Annotated in this window: 19 protein-coding genes; 10 read left to right on the top strand and 9 right to left on the bottom strand. The window is 66.3% G+C overall.

Features of this window, described 5'->3' with window-relative positions; genetic code table 11:
• Positions 1 to 14: 14 nt before the first annotated feature.
• The 4 genes from nadC to SynRS9907_RS12865 are packed head-to-tail and all read left to right on the top strand — an operon-like array spanning position 15 to position 4,765.
• Complete coding sequence (gene nadC / locus SynRS9907_RS12880; protein WP_188021284.1) at positions 15 to 854, top strand: carboxylating nicotinate-nucleotide diphosphorylase; 840 nt, start codon at positions 15 to 17, stop codon at positions 852 to 854.
• Between the two features lie 43 nt (positions 855 to 897).
• Positions 898 to 2,670, top strand: a complete 1,773-nt coding sequence (gene argS / locus SynRS9907_RS12875) for an arginine--tRNA ligase (RefSeq protein WP_188021283.1) — start codon at positions 898 to 900, stop codon at positions 2,668 to 2,670.
• Positions 2,667 to 3,785 (top strand): histidinol-phosphate transaminase, encoded by a 1,119-nt coding sequence (locus tag SynRS9907_RS12870; protein ID WP_188021282.1) that lies wholly within the window; start codon positions 2,667 to 2,669, stop codon positions 3,783 to 3,785. The genes argS and SynRS9907_RS12870 overlap by 4 nt, the downstream gene beginning before the upstream one ends.
• Positions 3,782 to 4,765 (top strand): asparaginase, encoded by a 984-nt coding sequence (locus tag SynRS9907_RS12865; RefSeq protein ID WP_188021281.1) that lies wholly within the window; start codon positions 3,782 to 3,784, stop codon positions 4,763 to 4,765. Before SynRS9907_RS12870 ends, SynRS9907_RS12865 begins: the two co-directional genes overlap by 4 nt.
• On the opposite strand, the gene SynRS9907_RS12860 is transcribed toward SynRS9907_RS12865, so the two are convergent.
• The 6 genes from SynRS9907_RS12860 to prfB all read right to left on the bottom strand — a co-directional run bounded on the left by SynRS9907_RS12860 (position 4,749) and on the right by prfB (position 8,445).
• The gene (locus SynRS9907_RS12860) at positions 4,749 to 5,471 is read right to left on the bottom strand and encodes an MBL fold metallo-hydrolase (protein WP_188021280.1); all 723 of its coding nucleotides are present in this window, start codon (positions 5,469 to 5,471) and stop codon (positions 4,749 to 4,751) included. The two genes, SynRS9907_RS12865 and SynRS9907_RS12860, sit on opposite strands and share 17 nt — an antisense overlap.
• A gap of 35 nt (positions 5,472 to 5,506) precedes the next feature.
• Positions 5,507 to 6,100 carry an aminodeoxychorismate/anthranilate synthase component II gene (locus SynRS9907_RS12855; RefSeq protein WP_188021279.1) on the bottom strand — a complete coding sequence of 198 codons (594 nt, stop codon included), beginning with the start codon at positions 6,098 to 6,100 and terminating at the stop codon, positions 5,507 to 5,509.
• Between the two features lie 14 nt (positions 6,101 to 6,114).
• Positions 6,115 to 6,522, bottom strand: a complete 408-nt coding sequence (locus tag SynRS9907_RS12850) for a diacylglycerol kinase family protein (RefSeq protein WP_244272960.1) — start codon at positions 6,520 to 6,522, stop codon at positions 6,115 to 6,117.
• A gap of 122 nt (positions 6,523 to 6,644) precedes the next feature.
• Positions 6,645 to 7,145, bottom strand: a complete 501-nt coding sequence (gene ybeY, locus SynRS9907_RS12845) for an rRNA maturation RNase YbeY (RefSeq protein ID WP_188021277.1) — start codon at positions 7,143 to 7,145, stop codon at positions 6,645 to 6,647.
• A 2-nt stretch (positions 7,146 to 7,147) separates the two neighbouring features.
• Complete coding sequence (locus SynRS9907_RS12840; RefSeq protein ID WP_071840165.1) at positions 7,148 to 7,312, bottom strand: DUF3285 domain-containing protein; 165 nt, start codon at positions 7,310 to 7,312, stop codon at positions 7,148 to 7,150.
• 4 nt (positions 7,313 to 7,316) lie between these two features.
• Positions 7,317 to 8,445 (bottom strand): peptide chain release factor 2 gene (gene prfB, locus SynRS9907_RS12835; RefSeq protein ID WP_188021276.1). Its coding sequence is split into 2 segments (ribosomal slippage): positions 7,317 to 8,369 and positions 8,371 to 8,445, totalling 1,128 coding nucleotides; the frame shifts between segments, so codons are not numbered across the junction.
• A gap of 77 nt (positions 8,446 to 8,522) precedes the next feature.
• On the opposite strand from prfB, the gene grxC reads away from it, so the two are divergent.
• Both grxC and gshB read left to right on the top strand, forming a co-directional pair.
• A complete protein-coding gene (gene grxC / locus SynRS9907_RS12830; RefSeq protein WP_188021275.1) occupies positions 8,523 to 8,780 on the top strand; it encodes a glutaredoxin 3 in 258 nt (85 codons plus the stop codon).
• Between the two features lie 3 nt (positions 8,781 to 8,783).
• Positions 8,784 to 9,707: a glutathione synthase gene (gene gshB / locus SynRS9907_RS12825; protein ID WP_188021274.1), complete on the top strand. Its 924-nt coding sequence runs from the start codon at positions 8,784 to 8,786 to the stop codon at positions 9,705 to 9,707.
• Here the strand turns inward: gshB and SynRS9907_RS12820 are convergent.
• Positions 9,674 to 11,080 carry an isochorismate synthase MenF gene (locus tag SynRS9907_RS12820; protein WP_188021273.1) on the bottom strand — a complete coding sequence of 469 codons (1,407 nt, stop codon included), beginning with the start codon at positions 11,078 to 11,080 and terminating at the stop codon, positions 9,674 to 9,676. The two genes, gshB and SynRS9907_RS12820, sit on opposite strands and share 34 nt — an antisense overlap.
• 70 nt (positions 11,081 to 11,150) lie before the next feature.
• Between SynRS9907_RS12820 and menA the strand changes: the two genes are divergently transcribed.
• The 3 genes from menA to SynRS9907_RS12805 are packed head-to-tail and all read left to right on the top strand — an operon-like array spanning position 11,151 to position 14,223.
• On the top strand, positions 11,151 to 12,095 hold the full coding sequence (gene menA / locus SynRS9907_RS12815; RefSeq protein WP_188022487.1) for a 2-carboxy-1,4-naphthoquinone phytyltransferase: 945 nt from the start codon (positions 11,151 to 11,153) through the stop codon (positions 12,093 to 12,095).
• A complete protein-coding gene (gene menC, locus SynRS9907_RS12810; protein ID WP_188021272.1) occupies positions 12,092 to 13,060 on the top strand; it encodes an o-succinylbenzoate synthase in 969 nt (322 codons plus the stop codon). Before menA ends, menC begins: the two co-directional genes overlap by 4 nt.
• The gene (locus SynRS9907_RS12805; protein WP_188021271.1) at positions 13,057 to 14,223 is read left to right on the top strand and encodes an AMP-binding protein; all 1,167 of its coding nucleotides are present in this window, start codon (positions 13,057 to 13,059) and stop codon (positions 14,221 to 14,223) included. Before menC ends, SynRS9907_RS12805 begins: the two co-directional genes overlap by 4 nt.
• Here SynRS9907_RS12805 and SynRS9907_RS12800 read toward each other — a convergent pair.
• Positions 14,194 to 14,643 (bottom strand): thioesterase family protein, encoded by a 450-nt coding sequence (locus tag SynRS9907_RS12800; protein WP_188021270.1) that lies wholly within the window; start codon positions 14,641 to 14,643, stop codon positions 14,194 to 14,196. The two genes, SynRS9907_RS12805 and SynRS9907_RS12800, sit on opposite strands and share 30 nt — an antisense overlap.
• 59 nt (positions 14,644 to 14,702) lie before the next feature.
• On the opposite strand from SynRS9907_RS12800, the gene SynRS9907_RS12795 reads away from it, so the two are divergent.
• Positions 14,703 to 15,380 carry a hypothetical protein gene (locus SynRS9907_RS12795; RefSeq protein ID WP_188021269.1) on the top strand — a complete coding sequence of 226 codons (678 nt, stop codon included), beginning with the start codon at positions 14,703 to 14,705 and terminating at the stop codon, positions 15,378 to 15,380.
• A 4-nt stretch (positions 15,381 to 15,384) separates the two neighbouring features.
• Here the strand turns inward: SynRS9907_RS12795 and SynRS9907_RS12790 are convergent, their stop codons facing one another.
• Positions 15,385 to 15,729, bottom strand: a complete 345-nt coding sequence (locus tag SynRS9907_RS12790; RefSeq protein WP_370586613.1) for a DUF2752 domain-containing protein — start codon at positions 15,727 to 15,729, stop codon at positions 15,385 to 15,387.
• Positions 15,730 to 15,748: the final 19 nt, after the last annotated feature.

Raw genomic sequence — 15,748 nt, 5'->3', positions numbered from 1 at the left:
ACGTCTGAAACGGTTTGGACTGGCAATCCCCAGCACTCACCGCTGCCCTGGAGGCCTGGCTGGCGGAAGACATCGGCCGCGGTGATCTGACGGCGGCTGCCTTGCAGGGCCAGCAGGGTCAGGCCCATTGGGTCGCCAAACAGCCTGGCCGGTTCTGCGGTGGTCCGTTGGTGCAGCGCTTGTTCCAGCGTCTGGATCCCGGGGTGAGCCTTCGCCTGCTGCGGCAGGACGGCGAGGCCGTCGAGGCCGGGGACTGCCTGCTGGAGCTGCAGGGGCCTGCCACGGCTTTGGTGGCCGGGGAACGCACCGCCTTGAACCTGGCCATGCGGCTTTCGGGCATCGCCACCGCCACGGCTGAATTGGTGGCCCAGCTCCAGGGCACCGGTGTGCGTCTGGCCGACACCCGCAAGACCACCCCTGGGCTTCGTCTGCTAGAGAAATACGCGGTGCGCTGCGGCGGCGGCATCAACCACCGCATGGGGCTGGATGACGCCGCGATGCTCAAGGAGAACCACATCGCCTGGGCGGGGGGCATCACGGCGGCCATCGCGGCTGTGCGTGAGCAGGCCCCCTGGCCCACGGCCGTGATTGTGGAAGCGGAGACGGAGGCTCAGGCGCTGGAGGCGGTGCAGGCGGGCGCCAATGGGGTGCTGCTGGATGAATTCAGCCCTGAGCAGCTCACGCAGCTGGTGCCGCGCCTGCGGGACTGCAGCACCGGTGTGGTGGTGCTGGAGGCCTCCGGCATTCAGCCCGAGCAGTTGCAGGCCTACGCCGCCACCGGCATTGATCTGATCTCCACCAGCGCGCCGGTCACCCGGAGCCGCTGGCTCGATCTGAGCATGCGTTTCACCTGAAGAGGGATGATCAGAGCCGGATTCCCCCGGCCACGCACTGCCCATGCTCAGCCTGTCCCAGTCCCTGGATGCCCAGCTGCGGGCGGCGATGCAACGGGCCTTCCCGGAGGCAGATGCGGGGCTGGACCCCCAGCTGGCCCCTGCCAGCAAGCCGGAATTCGGCGACTTCCAGGCCAATGGCGCGCTGCCCCTGGCCAAGCCCTTGAAGCAGGCTCCTCGGCAGATCGCCACGGCGATCGTGGAACAGCTGCAGGCCGATCCCGCCTTCACCGATCTCTGCCTGGAGCCGCAGATCGCCGGGCCGGGCTTCATCAACCTCACGATCCGTCCGGAGCGTCTGGCGGCGGAGGTATCGGCCCGGCTGGGGGACGAACGGCTTGGCGTGCCGGCGGTGGAGAACCCGGCGCCGGTGGTGGTGGATTTCTCCAGCCCCAACATCGCCAAGGAAATGCATGTGGGGCATCTGCGCTCCACGATCATTGGCGACTCCCTGGCGCGGGTGCTGGAGTTCCGGGGCCATCCGGTGCTGCGCCTCAATCACGTGGGCGACTGGGGCACCCAGTTCGGCATGCTCATCACCCACCTCAAGCAGGTGGCGCCGGAAGCCCTGGACACCGCCGACGCGGTGGATCTGGGAGACCTGGTGGCCTTCTACCGCGAGGCCAAGAAGCGCTTCGATGACGATGAAGCCTTCCAGTCCACCTCCCGCGATGAGGTGGTGAAGCTGCAGGGGGGCGACCCGGTGTCGCTCAAGGCCTGGGGCCTGCTCTGCGATCAGTCGAGGCGCGAGTTCCAGAAGATCTACGACCGGCTCGACATCCGCCTCAGCGAGCGCGGCGAGTCGTTCTACAACCCCTTGCTGCCGGCAGTGATTGATGGCTTGAAGACGGCTGAGCTGCTGGTCACCGATGACGGTGCCCAGTGTGTGTTCCTCGAGGGTGTGCAGGGCAAGGACGGCAAGCCCCTGCCGGTGATCGTGCAGAAGAGCGATGGTGGCTTCAATTACGCCACCACTGACTTGGCGGCGATTCGCTACCGCTTCGGTGCGGCGCCGGAGGGGGATGGTGCCAGGCGGGTGGTGTACGTCACCGATGCCGGCCAGGCGAACCATTTCGCCGGGGTGTTCCAGGTGGCCGAACGGGCCGGCTGGATCCCGGATGGTGCGCGCCTCGAGCACGTGCCCTTTGGCCTGGTGCAGGGGGAGGACGGCAAGAAGCTCAAGACCCGTGCGGGAGACACCGTGCGTCTGCGGGATCTGCTCGATGAAGCCGTCGAGCGCGCCGAAACCGATCTGCGTTCACGTCTGAAGGAGGAGGAGCGCAGCGAGTCGGAGGAGTTCATCCAGCATGTGGCGGGCACCGTGGGTTTGGCGGCGGTGAAATACGCCGACCTCAGCCAGAACCGGATCACCAATTACCAGTTCTCCTTCGATCGGATGCTGGCGCTGCAGGGCAACACGGCGCCCTATCTCCTCTATGCCGTGGTGCGCATCGCCGGTATCGCCCGCAAGGGGGGCGACCTTGCGGCCACCAATGCTCAACTGCAGTTCAGCGAGCCCCAGGAGTGGGCCCTCGTGCGGGAGCTGCTCAAGTTCGATGCCGTGATTGCTGAGGTGGAGGAGGAGCTGCTGCCCAACCGCTTGTGCAGCTATCTGTTTGAGCTCAGCCAGGTGTTCAACCGTTTCTACGACCAGGTGCCGGTGCTCAAGGCCGATCCTGAAGCGCTGGCATCCCGCCTCGCCCTCTGCCGTTTGACGGCCGACACCCTCAGACTGGGGCTCGGACTGCTGGGCATCGCCACCCTGGACCGCATGTGAGCGACAACACTCAACCGTTCACACCCGGTGGTGCTCCAGCGGCTCGCGCAGCCGTGGAGCAGCTCAAGGCCTACAGCGCGCCGTTGGAGGGCCGCCGCCAGATGCTGCGGCTGGATTTCAACGAGAACACCATCGGCCCCAGCCCCCTGGTGGCCCAGGCGCTGCGCAACTTCAGCACTGAAGAGATTGCCGTGTACCCGGAGTACGACGGCCTGCGGGACGCGGTGCTCCAGAACCTGGTGGAAACCGGCTGCCGGCCTGGATTGAAGCCGGATCAGGTGGGCCTGTTCAACGGGGTGGATGCCGCCATCCATGCGGTGTTTCAGGCCTATGGCGATGCCGGTGAGACCTTGCTCACCACGGCGCCCACCTTCGGGTACTACAGCCCCTGCGCCGGGATGCAGGGAATGACGATCGAGGCGATTCCCTACGAGAGCGAGACGTTTGACTTCCCCTTGGCGGCCATTCGGGAGGCATTGGCGGCTCGCAGGCCGCGGTTGCTGTTGATCTGCAACCCCAACAACCCCACCGGCACGCGCTTGGCGGCAGAAGAGGTGCTTGCTTTGGCGGCCTCAGCCCCGGGCACCTTGGTGGTGGTGGATGAGCTCTACGAGGCCTTCACCGGAGACAGTGTGCTGCCGAGCGCAGATTTCACGGCCACACCGAATCTGGTGGTCTTCCGCTCCCTGGCTAAAACAGCTGGTTTGGCGGGTTTGCGGATTGGCTTTGCGATCGGTCATGCCGATGTGGTGGATCGGGTGAGCCGCGTCACGGGGCCCTACGACGTCAACAGCGTCGCCGTGGCCGCGGCGTTTGCTGCCTTGGCCGATCAGTCCTATGTGGATGCCTACGTGGCCGAGGTGCTGCGGGCCCGCGATTGGACCTTGCAGGCGCTGCGGGATGCTGGCGTGAAGCACCACTGCGATGGCGGCAACTATCTGCTGATCTGGCCCCATCGCCCCGTTGATGCCGTGGATGCGGCGTTGCGCGAGGCGGGAATCCTGGTGCGTTCGATGGCGGGCAAGCCTCTGATTGATGGGTGCTTCAGGGTGAGCATCGGCACCACCAGCCAGATGCAGCGCTTCATGGAGGCGTTCCTCCCCCTGGAGCCATGAACCGCCTGCTGCTGCTGGCCACCGGCGGCACCATTGCCGGCTGCGCGGCCGACAGCGCAACGCTGAACGACTACACCGCGGGCGTGCTGGGGGGCGATGCCCTGCTGGCGGCGGTGCCACAGCTGCAGGAGCTGGCAGCGATTTCGATGGAGCAGGTGGCCAATGTCGACAGCTCCGACCTGTTGTTTGCCCATTGGCGCGCGCTGGTGGAGCGCATTCGTGATGCCTTTGCATCGGACCCAGAGCTGGCTGGGGTGGTGATCACCCATGGCACCAACACGTTGGAAGAAACCGCCTGGTTGCTGCAGCTGTTGATCGATGATCCCCGGCCGGTGGTGCTGGTGGGAGCGATGCGGCCGGCCACGGCCCTCAGTGCCGATGGCCCCCTCAATTTGTTGCAGGCGGTGCAGGTCGCCTTGAGCCCCGCAGCGCGTGGCCACGGCGTGTTGGTGGTGATGGATGGACAGATCCATGCTGCCGAGCGGGTCACCAAGCTGGCCACCCAGGGGGTGGGGGCGTTCGCCAGTCTTGGTCGTGGGCCCTTGGGCTGGGTGGACGACGTTGGCGTTCATCTGCCCATGGCGAGCGGACCTCGGCAGGTGCCCTTCGCTGGCCTCGATCTGCCTGAGCAATGGCCCCAGGTGCCGATCATTTACGGCTGTGTGGAGCCTGAGCCGCTCGTGCTCAGCGCCTGTCTCAATGCCGGTGTTGCGGGCCTGGTGTTCACCGGCACGGGCGCCGGCCAGTTGTCGGCCGCTGAGCGTTCGGTGCTTGAGGCTTGGCCAGGGAAGCGGCCGTTGATGCTGAGGGCCAACCGCTGTGGGACCGGCCCAGTGCACAGGGATTCCGACGACGAACGGCTCGGGCTGTTGCCGGCAGGGAGCCTCAATCCCCAGAAAGCCAGGGTGATGTTGCTGTTGGCTGTGCTGGCAGGTTGGGACAGAAATCAGCTGAAGGCGCTGATCACTGCATCACTGTGATCACGGTGGTGTCGTCGAGGCGGCCTGGCAGGGTTTGGCTCCGGCCCACCCGGCGCACAGCGGTGCCACCCATGGCATCGAGGAAGGGCTGAACACCCTCCTGATCGCAGCCTTCAGGTGCCTCGTCGTTGACGTACTGCACAGGAATGACGCGCTTGGGATTCAACTGATTCACCAGCGCAGCAGCTTCTTCTGCGCTGTAGATCTTGCTGCCGCCACCCACGCCGATGATCAGCACATCGGGGTTGCCGAGCAGCACCCGGTCAGCAGCCGTGAGCTTTCCAGCGGTGGCACCGAGATGGGCAAAGCTGAGGCCTCCCTGCTGCCAGCGCCACAGGGTGGCATTGCCAAAGCGGCGTCCGCCCACGCGGTCGTGGGGATTGGCAAAGCCCTCAAGACTCAGGCCGCCGATGCGATAAGAGCCGGGCTGGGCGAGAAAGCGGCCGCCGGCCACGTCGCGGGCCCCTTCATCGGCGAGTTCGGAATTGGCCAGAACAACGCTGGCCGTCAGCCGAGGCTCGGGCAGGCCTGCTGCACAGCCCACGGCCTTGTAGGGGTTGAGCAGCACCGACTGGCCGCCCCCCTGGATCAGCAATGCCCGTTGCCCGTAGCTGCTGATCGACACCCCATCGCCCGCCAAGGCCGTTGACGTGAGGCTAAGTGCCAGGCCTGCAGCGGCGGTCACGGCGGAACGCAGGACGGACATGGGAGGGGTTGAACGTGATCCGGACGCTAACAGCGTTATCCCTTGGCTTCCCGCAGGAAATTGGCCAGCAGTTGGTGGCCTTGATCGGTGAGCACGCTCTCGGGGTGGAACTGCACCCCCTGAAGGTGGTGGTGGTCGCGGTGCCGCAGGCCCATGATCGTGCCGTCCTCGAGCCAGGCGGTTACCTCGAGGCAGTCTGGCAGGCTGTCGCGTTCGGCGATCAGGGAGTGGTAGCGGGTGGCCGTCAGCGGTTGGGGCAGTCCCGCGAACACGCCGTCGCTCTTGTGCAGCACGGGGGAGGTTTTCCCGTGCATCTGCTGCTGGGCGCGCACCACCCGGCCGCCGTACACCTGGGCGATGGCCTGATGGCCCAGGCACACCCCCAGGGTGGGCACCGTTGCGGAAAGCTCTTTGAGGATGTCGAGGCAGACGCCTGATTGATCCGGGTCGCCAGGGCCTGGAGAGAGCAGGATCGCGTCGGGTTTCAGGGCACGGATCTGCTCCAGGCTGATGGCGTCGTTGCGATGCACCTGCAGATCGGCTGCCACCGGATGCTGGGCGGCGAGCTCACCGAAGTACTGCACCAGATTGAAGGTGAAGCTGTCGTAGTTGTCGATGACCAGCAGCATCTGCGAATCGGGAGTCAGAGCCCCAGGCGGAGCAGGAGCGGCGGAAGCAGGAGAAACAGAGCGATCAGCAAGGAGCTGATGGCGGCTGTCAGCACGGCGGCGGCAGCACAGTCTTTGGCGATGCGGGCCAAGGGGTGATAACGCCGGCCAATGGCCAGATCCACCACCGCTTCCATCGCTGTGTTCAGCAGCTCCAACACCAGAACGGCAGCCACCGTAAGCACCAGCACGGCCAGGCGGATCAGATCCAGTTGCAGCCAGGTGGCCAGGCCAAACACCACCAGCCCCGTCACCACATGGATGCGGAAGTTGCGCTGGGTGAGGAAGGCGTAGCCGAGGCCCTGAGCCGCGTAGCGAAAACTCGAGGGCAGATCACCGGCGATGCGCCAGCTGCCCCGTCGTCGCATCGCGTTGGGCACCATGGCCACCTCCTCTGAAGCTGCGTCTGCGGAGGCTGTCCGGGGCGATTCAGTGGTCATCGGAACGGAACTCGGACTCCGCAGGCCACACGCCCGCTTTACGAAGACTACCCGGGTTGTCCAGGTCACCCATCCCCAAGAAGCCTCTCCTGCAGGGCCAGCATTGCGGCAAGGCTCTCGTCATCGGGATGGTCCCAGCCCAGCAGGTGCAGCAGGCCATGGCTCACCAGCCAGCGCAATTCCCGCTGCAGGCTGTGCCCCTGTTCCTGGGCCTGACGCCGGGCCGTCTCCAGGGAGACGACGATGTCTCCCAGTTCGATGCTGGGGCCTTCCATCCAGTCGCCGGCGTCGTCGAGGGCGGCAAACGACAACACATCCGTGGGGCCTGTTTTCTGGCGCCAGGCGCTGTTCAGATCCGCGATGGTGGCGTCGTCGGTGAAGCGCAGCCCCAGGCTGATCTCCTCAGCCGCACGCACCAGGGTTGGGCAGTCGAGGCTTGCATCCCCGCAGATGCCGTTGAGCCAGTGCTCCAGCTGCTGGAGCCAGGCCGTTTCATCGAGCAGATCGGTGCTGTCGGAGGGTTGCAGCGTCACCCCCTCCCGATCCAGTGCGAGGTCGAGCTCCATGCCTAACCCGGCAGGGTCGGCCGCCCCAGCCAAGCCACGAGGGTGATGAAGCCGAGGAAGCCCATGGCGGTGAGGCCGAAGTGAAACAGGCTCTTGCTGCCCTTGCGCACCATGTTGCGCATGGCCTGTTTGACGAAGCTCGGCGGTGGGGTGCTCTCGCTGGCCATGGGATCAGGAATCGGCGTCGGCGCCGGGGCTGTCGACACCCTGGCGTAAACAGGCATCGATAAACGGGTCGAGGGCCCCATCCATCACCGCTTGCACATCGTTGGTTTCTTCATTGGTGCGCAGGTCTTTCACCATTTGGTACGGGTGAAACACGTAGTTGCGGATCTGGTTGCCCCAGGCCGCTTCAACGATGTCGCCGCGAATGTCGGCGATTTCGGCGGCCCGTTGTTCCTGGGCGATCACCAGCAGCTTGGCCTTGAGCAGGGCCATCGCTTTTTCCTTGTTCTGAAGCTGGGAGCGTTCCTGGGTGCAACGCACGGCCAGGCCGGTGGGGATGTGGAGAATCCGCACGGCGGTTTCCACCTTGTTCACGTTCTGGCCGCCGGCGCCACCGGAGCGTGAGGTGGTGACTTCGAGGTCCTTTTCGGGGATGTCGATGTCGACTTCCTCCTCCAGCTTCGGCATCACCTCGATGCCGGCAAAGCTGGTCTGGCGCTTGTCGTTGGCGTTGAACGGCGAGATGCGCACCAGGCGGTGGGTGCCCTTTTCGTTGCGCAGGTAGCCGTAGGCGTAGCGCCCTTCGATCTCGATCGTGCAGCTCTTGATCCCGGCTTCCTCCCCTTCGGAGAGTTCGTCCACGGTCACCTTCATGCCGCGGTCTTCCGCCCAGCGGGTGTACATGCGCAGCAGCATCTGAGCCCAGTCCTGGGCATCTGTTCCGCCAGCACCTGCATTGATGCTGAGAACCGCACCCTCTTTGTCGTATTCGCCGCTGAGCAGACGCTCCAGTTCCCAGCGGTCCAGCCCCTGGCGCAGCTGGTTCAGCCCGTTCTGAGCTTCCTGCAGCAGGTCCTCATCGGGCTCCAGCTCATAAAGCTCAAGGGTGGCCTGGGCGTCGTCGACCGCAGCGCGCCATCCGGCCAGCTGAGACAGCTGGGCCTTCACCTCATCCAGACGCCGCATCTGCTTCTGGGCGTTCTGCTGGTCATCCCAGAAATCGGGCTGGGCCGCGAGTTGTTCGAGATCCTGTTGCCTGGCGTTCAGTGCAGGAACGTCAAAGACAGTCCTGGGCATTGCCCAGGCGGTCAGTGAGCTCGGAGAGATCGCGTTTGAAGTCGGTGAGATCCAGCAAGGACTCGGTCCTGATCAGCCTCTGACGCTATCAGCGCAGTAGCTGCATAGGATCCGACCACCGGCATCACCAACGCAATGGCCAAGGTTGAGATCTACACCTGGCAAACCTGCCCGTTCTGTGTCCGCGCCAAGGGGCTCCTGGATCGCAAAGGGGTGAGCTACACCGAACACAGCGTGGATGGTGATGAGCCGGCTCGGGATGCCATGGCGGCGCGGGGTGATGGTCGCCGCAGCGTTCCGCAGGTGTACATCGACGATCGCCACATCGGTGGCTGTGACGATCTTCATGCCCTGGATCGCGCCGGTGAGCTCGATGCGCTGCTGAAGGTCTGATCGATGCGCCAGCTGTTCGTTCTGGATCCGCTGGGGCAGATCAATCCAGCCAAGGATTCCTCCGCTGCACTGATGCAGGCCGCCCATCGCGCCGGCGATGAGGTGTGGGCCTGCACGCCTGCCGATCTGATTGCGCGGGGCGATGAACCCCTCGCGATTGCCCTGCCGGTCACGCCGGAGCCCTGGATCACGGTTGGGGTGGCGGAACGTCAGGCCCTGGCTGGGTTTGATGTGATCTGGATGCGAAAGGACCCGCCGGTGGATGAGGCGTATCTGTACGCCACCCATCTGTTGGAGGTGGCCGAGCGAGCGGGGGTGCGGGTGCTCAATCGCCCCAGTGCGCTGCGCAGCTGGAACGAAAAGCTGGGGGCCTTGCGCTTCAGCCGTTGGATGGCCCCCACGCTGGTGGCGGGGCGGGTGTCTGAACTGCTGTTGTTCGCCGAGGAGCAGCAGGAGATCGTGCTCAAACCCCTGGGAGGCCGCGCCGGCTTGGGGGTGATTCGGGTCAACGGCCAGGCGCCGGGCTTGAAGGCCCTGCTGGAGCTGGTGACGGAGCAGGAACGCCTGCCGGTGATGGCCCAGGCCTTTCTGCCGTCCGTGAGCGAGGGTGACAAGCGCATCCTGCTGGTGGACGGCGATCCCCTGGGGGCGATCAACCGTCGCCCGTCAGCCGGAGAATTCCGCAGCAATCTGGCCGTGGGTGGCCAGGCGGAGGCCACGAAACTCACCGAGCGGGAACGTCAGATCTGTGCGGCCCTGGCCCCGGCGCTGCGGGCGGAGGGGTTGTTCTTCGTGGGCATCGATGTGATCGGCGGCATGCTCAGCGAAATCAACGTCACCAGCCCCACCGGGGTGCGGGAAGTGGAGCGATTGATGAACCAGCCCCTGGCGGATCAGACGATCGAGCGGTTGCGCGCGCTGGTCTGAAGTTCCAGCTGGTCCGCCAGCACTGCCAGCTTCAGCCCTACCTCCTGCAGCTCGCGCTCGGCTATGGATCCCCGCACCAGGCCGGCTCCGGCGGTGAGGTCCAGCTCGCAGCCGCGGGCATGACCGCAGCGGATCGCCACTCGCAGTTCGGCATCACCGGCACTGTCGATCCAACCGATCGGCGCTGCGTAACTGCCCCGTTCAAACGGTTCGAGGGTGCGCAACCAGGCCATCGCGTCGCGTCGCGGCAACCCGGCAACGGCAGGGGTGGGGTGCAGCTGTTCAGCCAGCGCCAGCACGGGTTGACCCTGGGTTTCGGCCGTGATCGGGGTGTGCAGGTGGGTGAGGTTGCCGTGGCGGGCCAGTTGGGGCTGGCGGCGACGCCGGGGTGTCAAGCCGTTGCGGCGCAGTTGGTCAGTGATGGTTTCCACCACCAATTCATGTTCACGGCGGTCTTTGTCGGAGCGCAGCAGCTGCGCCCCGGAATCCCCTTGCCCCGCCGTGCCGGCCAGGGCATCGCTGCGCAGCCAACCGGCGCGCAGGCTGAGCAGCCGTTCCGGCGATGCACCGAAGAAGGCATCGCCGGTGTGACGCTGCCAGAGAAAACGGCAGCTGCCGGCCTGCTGCCGCCGCAGCCGCTTCAACAGCGGCAAGGGGTCGAAGGTGTCGGCCAGAACAATGCGGTGCCGCACCGCCAGCACGAGTTTGTGCAGGTCGCCGCTGTTGACCAGATCAATGCCGCGGGTGAGGGCTGCGGCGTAGCGCTGCCGCCAGGTTTCCGGTTCCGTTGCCGCCACCAGCGCCTGGGGCTTGAGGGGGGGTGGCGTCGTTGGCGTCTTGAGCAGCTGTTCGTGCTTGAGCCAGAGCTGTTCCGCCAGCTCACGGCAGTCCGCTGCACTGCTTACGACCCCATTCAGCCGCAGCCAGCCGCGGCGTCCCTGACGGCTGAGCTGCCAGCGGGGCAGCACCGCCTGCACCGATGGCACCACCGCTTCACTGCGGCGGCGTTCACTCACCTGGTCAAAGAAGCGGAAGCGCAGCAGCACCCGGGGCCGTGCATGGGCCGGGCTGTCCGCTGCCGTGTCGTGCAGCCGGCTGAGGCAGAGGTCGGCGAAGCGCTGGGCCTGCTCAAAGCGACGGCTGCCGGCCAGCTCCAGTTCCTGGCAGGGCCCTGCGGCAGCCAGACAGAGGCCCGGGGCGCTGTCCCACAGCACCTGCAGGCTTTCCTGCTCCGCCAGCTGCGGCAAGGCCAGAAGCGGATCGATCCCTTCGATCGGCAAGGCCAGGCTGAGCAGCGCTTCATCGCCGTCACAGGCCAACCATCCCCGCTGGGCAGCGGAGAGGAGGGTGCTGAAACAACAATCAGCCGACATCCGCGGCGTTTCCGGCCAGGGTTACTGCTCAAATGTATGGGTCTTCGCCCTGCGGGAACGGGTCCTGTCCATGTCTGAGCCGCAGGCTGTCGCATCCCGTTACGCCGATCGGCGCCGTTTGTGGAAGGCAGCGATCAAGTGGCCGATGTATTCCGTTGCCGTGATGCCTGTGCTGCTGGCGGCTGGATGGCAGTTCGGGGTGGCGGGCTCCCTGCGCTGGCTGCAGTTGGGGGGCTTTGTGCTGGCGGCGATCCTGCTGTTGCTTTGGGAAAACCTCAGCAACGATGTTTTTGATGCGGCCACGGGGGTGGATGCCACCGGCAAGCCCCATTCCGTGGTGAACCTCACCGGCCGCCGGGACCGTGTCGCCCAGGGGGCGACCGCTGCGCTGGTGCTGGGGTTGCTGGTGATGGCCGGGTTGGCCTGGAGCAGCAGTGGGGCCGTGCTGGCCCTGGTGTTGGTCTGCTGCGGCCTGGGTTACGTGTACCAGGGCCCTCCGTTCCGCCTGGGCTACCGCGGCCTGGGTGAGCCCCTGTGCTGGCTGGCCTTTGGACCCTTTGCCACCGCAGCGGCCCTCGTGGTGCTGCAGCCCCGGGGGGCAGCATCGATTCCCTGGGGCACGGCCTGGATCTTGGGATCAGGCCCCGCCCTGGCGACCACCCTGGTGTTGTTCTGCTCCCACTTCCATCAGGTGGAGGAGGACGCCGCCCATGGCAAACGCTCGCCGGTGGTGCGTCTGGGCACGGCCCGGGCGGCAGCTTTGGTGCCCTGGTTTGTGGCCTTGACGCTGGCGTTGGAGTGGGTGCCCGTGCTGCACGGGGACTGGCCTCCGACGGTGTTGTTGAGCGCTCTCGGCCTTCCTGCCGGTGTGCAGCTGATGCGTCTGCTCCAGCGCCACCACGACCGGCCGGAGCTGATCAGTGGCAGTAAGTTTCTGGCCCTGCGCTTCCAGGGCTGGAATGGTCTGGGGCTGAGTGCGGGCCTGGCTCTGGCGCGCTTCTGGACGGGCGGATGACGCTCCGGTTGCAGCGTCGCCGCTTCCGCTTTGCCCTGCTGCAGCCGCTGCGCACGGCAGCCGGCGAGCTGCGGGAGCGTTGTGGCTGGTTGCTGCGGCTGGATGACGAGCAGGGGGCCGTGGGCTGGGGCGAAGTGGCTCCGCTGCAGCCGCAGCAGTTCACGGCTTGTGAGCAGGCTCTCGCAGCGCTGCCGGACGAGCTTCCTGAGGCTCAGCTGGAGGCTGTGTTGCGGGAGGCCCCAGGGCCGGTGGGTTTTGGCCTTGGGGCGGCGCTGGCGGAGCTGCAGGGTGTTGTGGGTGCTGCTGCACCCCAGGGCTGGCTGAAGGCTCCTGCCCCGGCGCTGTTGCTGCCGGCTGGCGAGGCGATGCTTTCGGCCCTGGAGGTTGCTGCGGCATCGATGGGTGGCCTGGAGAGCTGCACCTTCAAGTGGAAGGTGGCCACGGCGCCGGATGGCCTGGAGCGTCAGTTGCTCGAGCAGCTGCTCCAGCGGTTGCCACCAACGGCCCGGCTGCGTCTGGATGCCAACGGCGGCTGGGATCGCAGCACGGCTGAGGCCTGGATGCAGCGGTTGCGCGATGACCCTCGCTTGGACTGGTTGGAGCAGCCGCTGGCGGTGGAGGATCAAGCCGGCCTGGAGCAGTTGGCGGCGCTGGGGCCGGTGGCCCTCGATGAATCGATTCACCAGCACCCCGAGCTGCGCAGCAGCTGGAGTGGCTGGCAGGTGCGTCGGCCTGCGCTGGAGGGCGATCCCCGCCTGCTGTTGCGGGAGCTGCAGGCGGGGCTGCCCCAACGGATGCTGAGCACGGCCTTTGAAACCGGCATCGGTCGGCGCTGGCTGGAGCATCTGGCCGGTCTTCAGGCCCAGGGCCCCACGCCGGCAGCACCGGGCCTGGCCCCCGGCTGGACGCCAGCGGGGCCGATGTTCTCCAACGATCCAGAGCAGGTCTGGGCCGCGGCGCCATGAGCGAGCTCGAGCGGCTGGAGCAGGGGCTAGCGGCTGGGCAGTGGATGCCCCTCTCGCCTGAGGCGGACGCGGCCCCCATCGCTCAATTGCCTCCAGGCCCGGGGGTGGTGGTGCGCAGTGGTGGCAGCACTGGCGGCAGCCGTTGCTGCGCCCAGCCGTCGCTGCATCTGGACCGTTCGGCCGCCGCCACCGCCCATTGGTTGACGGGGATTGGCGTTGACCCCGCCTCCACCCTGCTGCTCAACCCCCTGCCGCTGGCCCATGTGAGTGGTCTGATGCCCTGGTGGCGCAGCCGCTGCTGGGGCGCGGGGCATCAGCCACTGGTGCCGGGGTTGATGAAAACCCCCACCGAATTGCTTGCGTTTTGCCAGGGCCTGCCCGCTTGGGGAAAGAACAATGCATTGCTGTCGTTGGTGCCCACGCAGCTGGCGCGTCTGCTGGCCCATCCCGATGGGGTGGCCTTTCTGCAGCGGCTGCAGTTGATCTGGATCGGTGGCGCTGCTCTCCCGGCTGTGTTGGCGGAGCAGGCGCGGGCCTTGCAGCTGCCGTTGGCGCCCTGTTACGGGTCGACGGAGACGGCGGCGATGGTGGCGGCGCTGCCTCCGGAGCGTTTTCTTGCCGGCGAGCCCGGGTGTGGGGACCCGCTGGTGGATGTGGAGCTGCGGCTGGCGGCTGATGGGGCGCTTGAGGTGCGCACCGATCGGTTGGCCCTGGGGTATTGGCGGGCGGATCAGCCGGATCGGTGGGAACCGCTCAGGGATGGCGATGGCTGGTGGCGCTCCGGTGATCGGGCCGCGTTGACCCCAGGCCTTCAGATTGCGGGGCGCATCGATGGCGCCATCCACTCCGGTGGGGAAACCGTGTTCCCTGAACAGCTGGAGCAGCGCTTGATGGTGGCGCTGCAGGCTGCATCGCTCCCGGTGAGCGCCGTGCTGCTTCTTGCTGTGGATGATCCGGAGTGGGGGCAGCGGCTGGTGGCCCTGGTGGGCAGTTCTGATGCTGCGGTGCTGCAGCGGCTTGAGGCCCTCACTCGGCCTTGGCCGCCTGCGGAGACGCCACGGCGTTGGCTGTTGTGCCCTGACCTGGCCCCCTCCGCGCTGGGGAAATGGCAGCGCCAGCGCTGGCGGGAGTGGTTAGAGCGGTTGGATGCGGCCGAGGCTTGATGCTTCCAGCCAACGGTCCACGCCATCGGGCAGGGCACAGCGGCGCCGGGTTTGGGCGTCGATGGCCACATGACGAAGGCAGCCTTTGGCCACCAGCTGCTCCTCCAGCAGCACCTGGCTGTTCACCGCAAAACTGCTGGGATCGATCCGTTCCGGTTCCAGGCGGATCAGCAGCTTGTCGCCCAGCTGCACCGGGGCGCGGAAATCGGCATGGCAGTGCACGATCGGCAAAGCCACGCTCGGTTGCTCTCCGCGGCCGCCAGGGAAGACTGAACCCGCCGGCAGGCCGAAGCGTTCCAGGCTTTCCTCCCAGGCCTGGTGGCACCACCCCAGCAGCTGCTGGAAGTGCATCACGCCGGCGGCGTCGGTGTCGCTGAAGCGCACGGTTCGACTCAGCTCCAGCCAGGGGGCAGAGGTCATGGCGATGTGTTGTTCAAGCCGGTGCCGACTGTCACCCTGACAGAAATCCCGCCCGTACCATGGCCGCGCCGATCGCCTTCGAGCCTCCGTCCATTCAGAAGGCCTGGCAGGCCTTTCTGCAGCACATCCCTGTGGTGCTGGTGAGCTGGGTGGGCTCAATCGTGCTGTCGCTGCTGGCTGGTCTGGCCTATGGCCTGATCATCGTTGCCGTGTCGGCGATCATCGGCAGCAGTGATGCGGTATTGGGGCTCGGAGCGGTGCTCGCCCAATTGGTTCAGTTGCCTTTCTCCATCCTCGCCAGCCTGTTGTCGGTGCTGTTGGTGGCCGTTCCTGCCCTGTACTACGAGCGCGGTGAGGTGGTGACGATTTCAACGGCGGCTCAGCTGCTCACCGGCCGTTGGTGGCGTTATGTGCTGGCGGGGCTGTTTTTTTTGCTGGTCACCACCATCGGCTTTCTGCTTTGCATCCTTCCCGGGATTGCCGTGGCGTTGGTGACGCCGGTGTTTGTGAATCGCATCTTTGTCACCGACATGGGCATCGGTGAAGCCTTCTCCCAGTCGTTTCAGGTGGTGTATCGCTCGGAAAACGGCTTGAGCTTCGTGGGGCTTGAGGTGTTGACGGGCATCGTTGTGGGGCTGCTGGCCCTGGTGACCTGCGGTCTGGGGGGCTTTGTGGTGATTCCCATGGCCAGCTTCTTCCTTCAGAACGTTGCCTATCAGCGTGGACTGTTGCGCTGATCGCTCAGCCGCTGGGCCAGCTGTTGGTGCTCAGGCGCAGCAGCCAGTAGCTGATCAACCCTCCAGCCACCAACGGCAGGGGCCAGAGGGGAAGACCTCTGGGGATGAGACGCCGTTGCTGGAGCGCCAGCACACTCCAGAACACCAGCCCCAGGGCGGCAACGGGGCCAAACAGATGCCATTCCAGCGATCCGCTTAGATCACCGGTGAGTGCTGCCCCCGTCGCGCGGGTCAGAAAGCAGGTGGGGCAGGGCACACCGGTGAGGGCGCGAAGCGGGCAGCTGAGGCCGGGGATCCCTGGATGCAAGCCCTTCAGCCACATGGCGCCGGTGAGCACCGCGGGCAGCACATAGCCCGTGCCTTGCAGC

The organism is Synechococcus sp. RS9907 (assembly GCF_014279615.1).
In the GTDB taxonomy this organism is placed as follows: Bacteria; Cyanobacteriota; Cyanobacteriia; order PCC-6307; family Cyanobiaceae; genus Parasynechococcus.
Note: the sequence above shows the minus strand (reverse complement) of the source record. Positions and strands in the feature narration are given on the sequence as shown.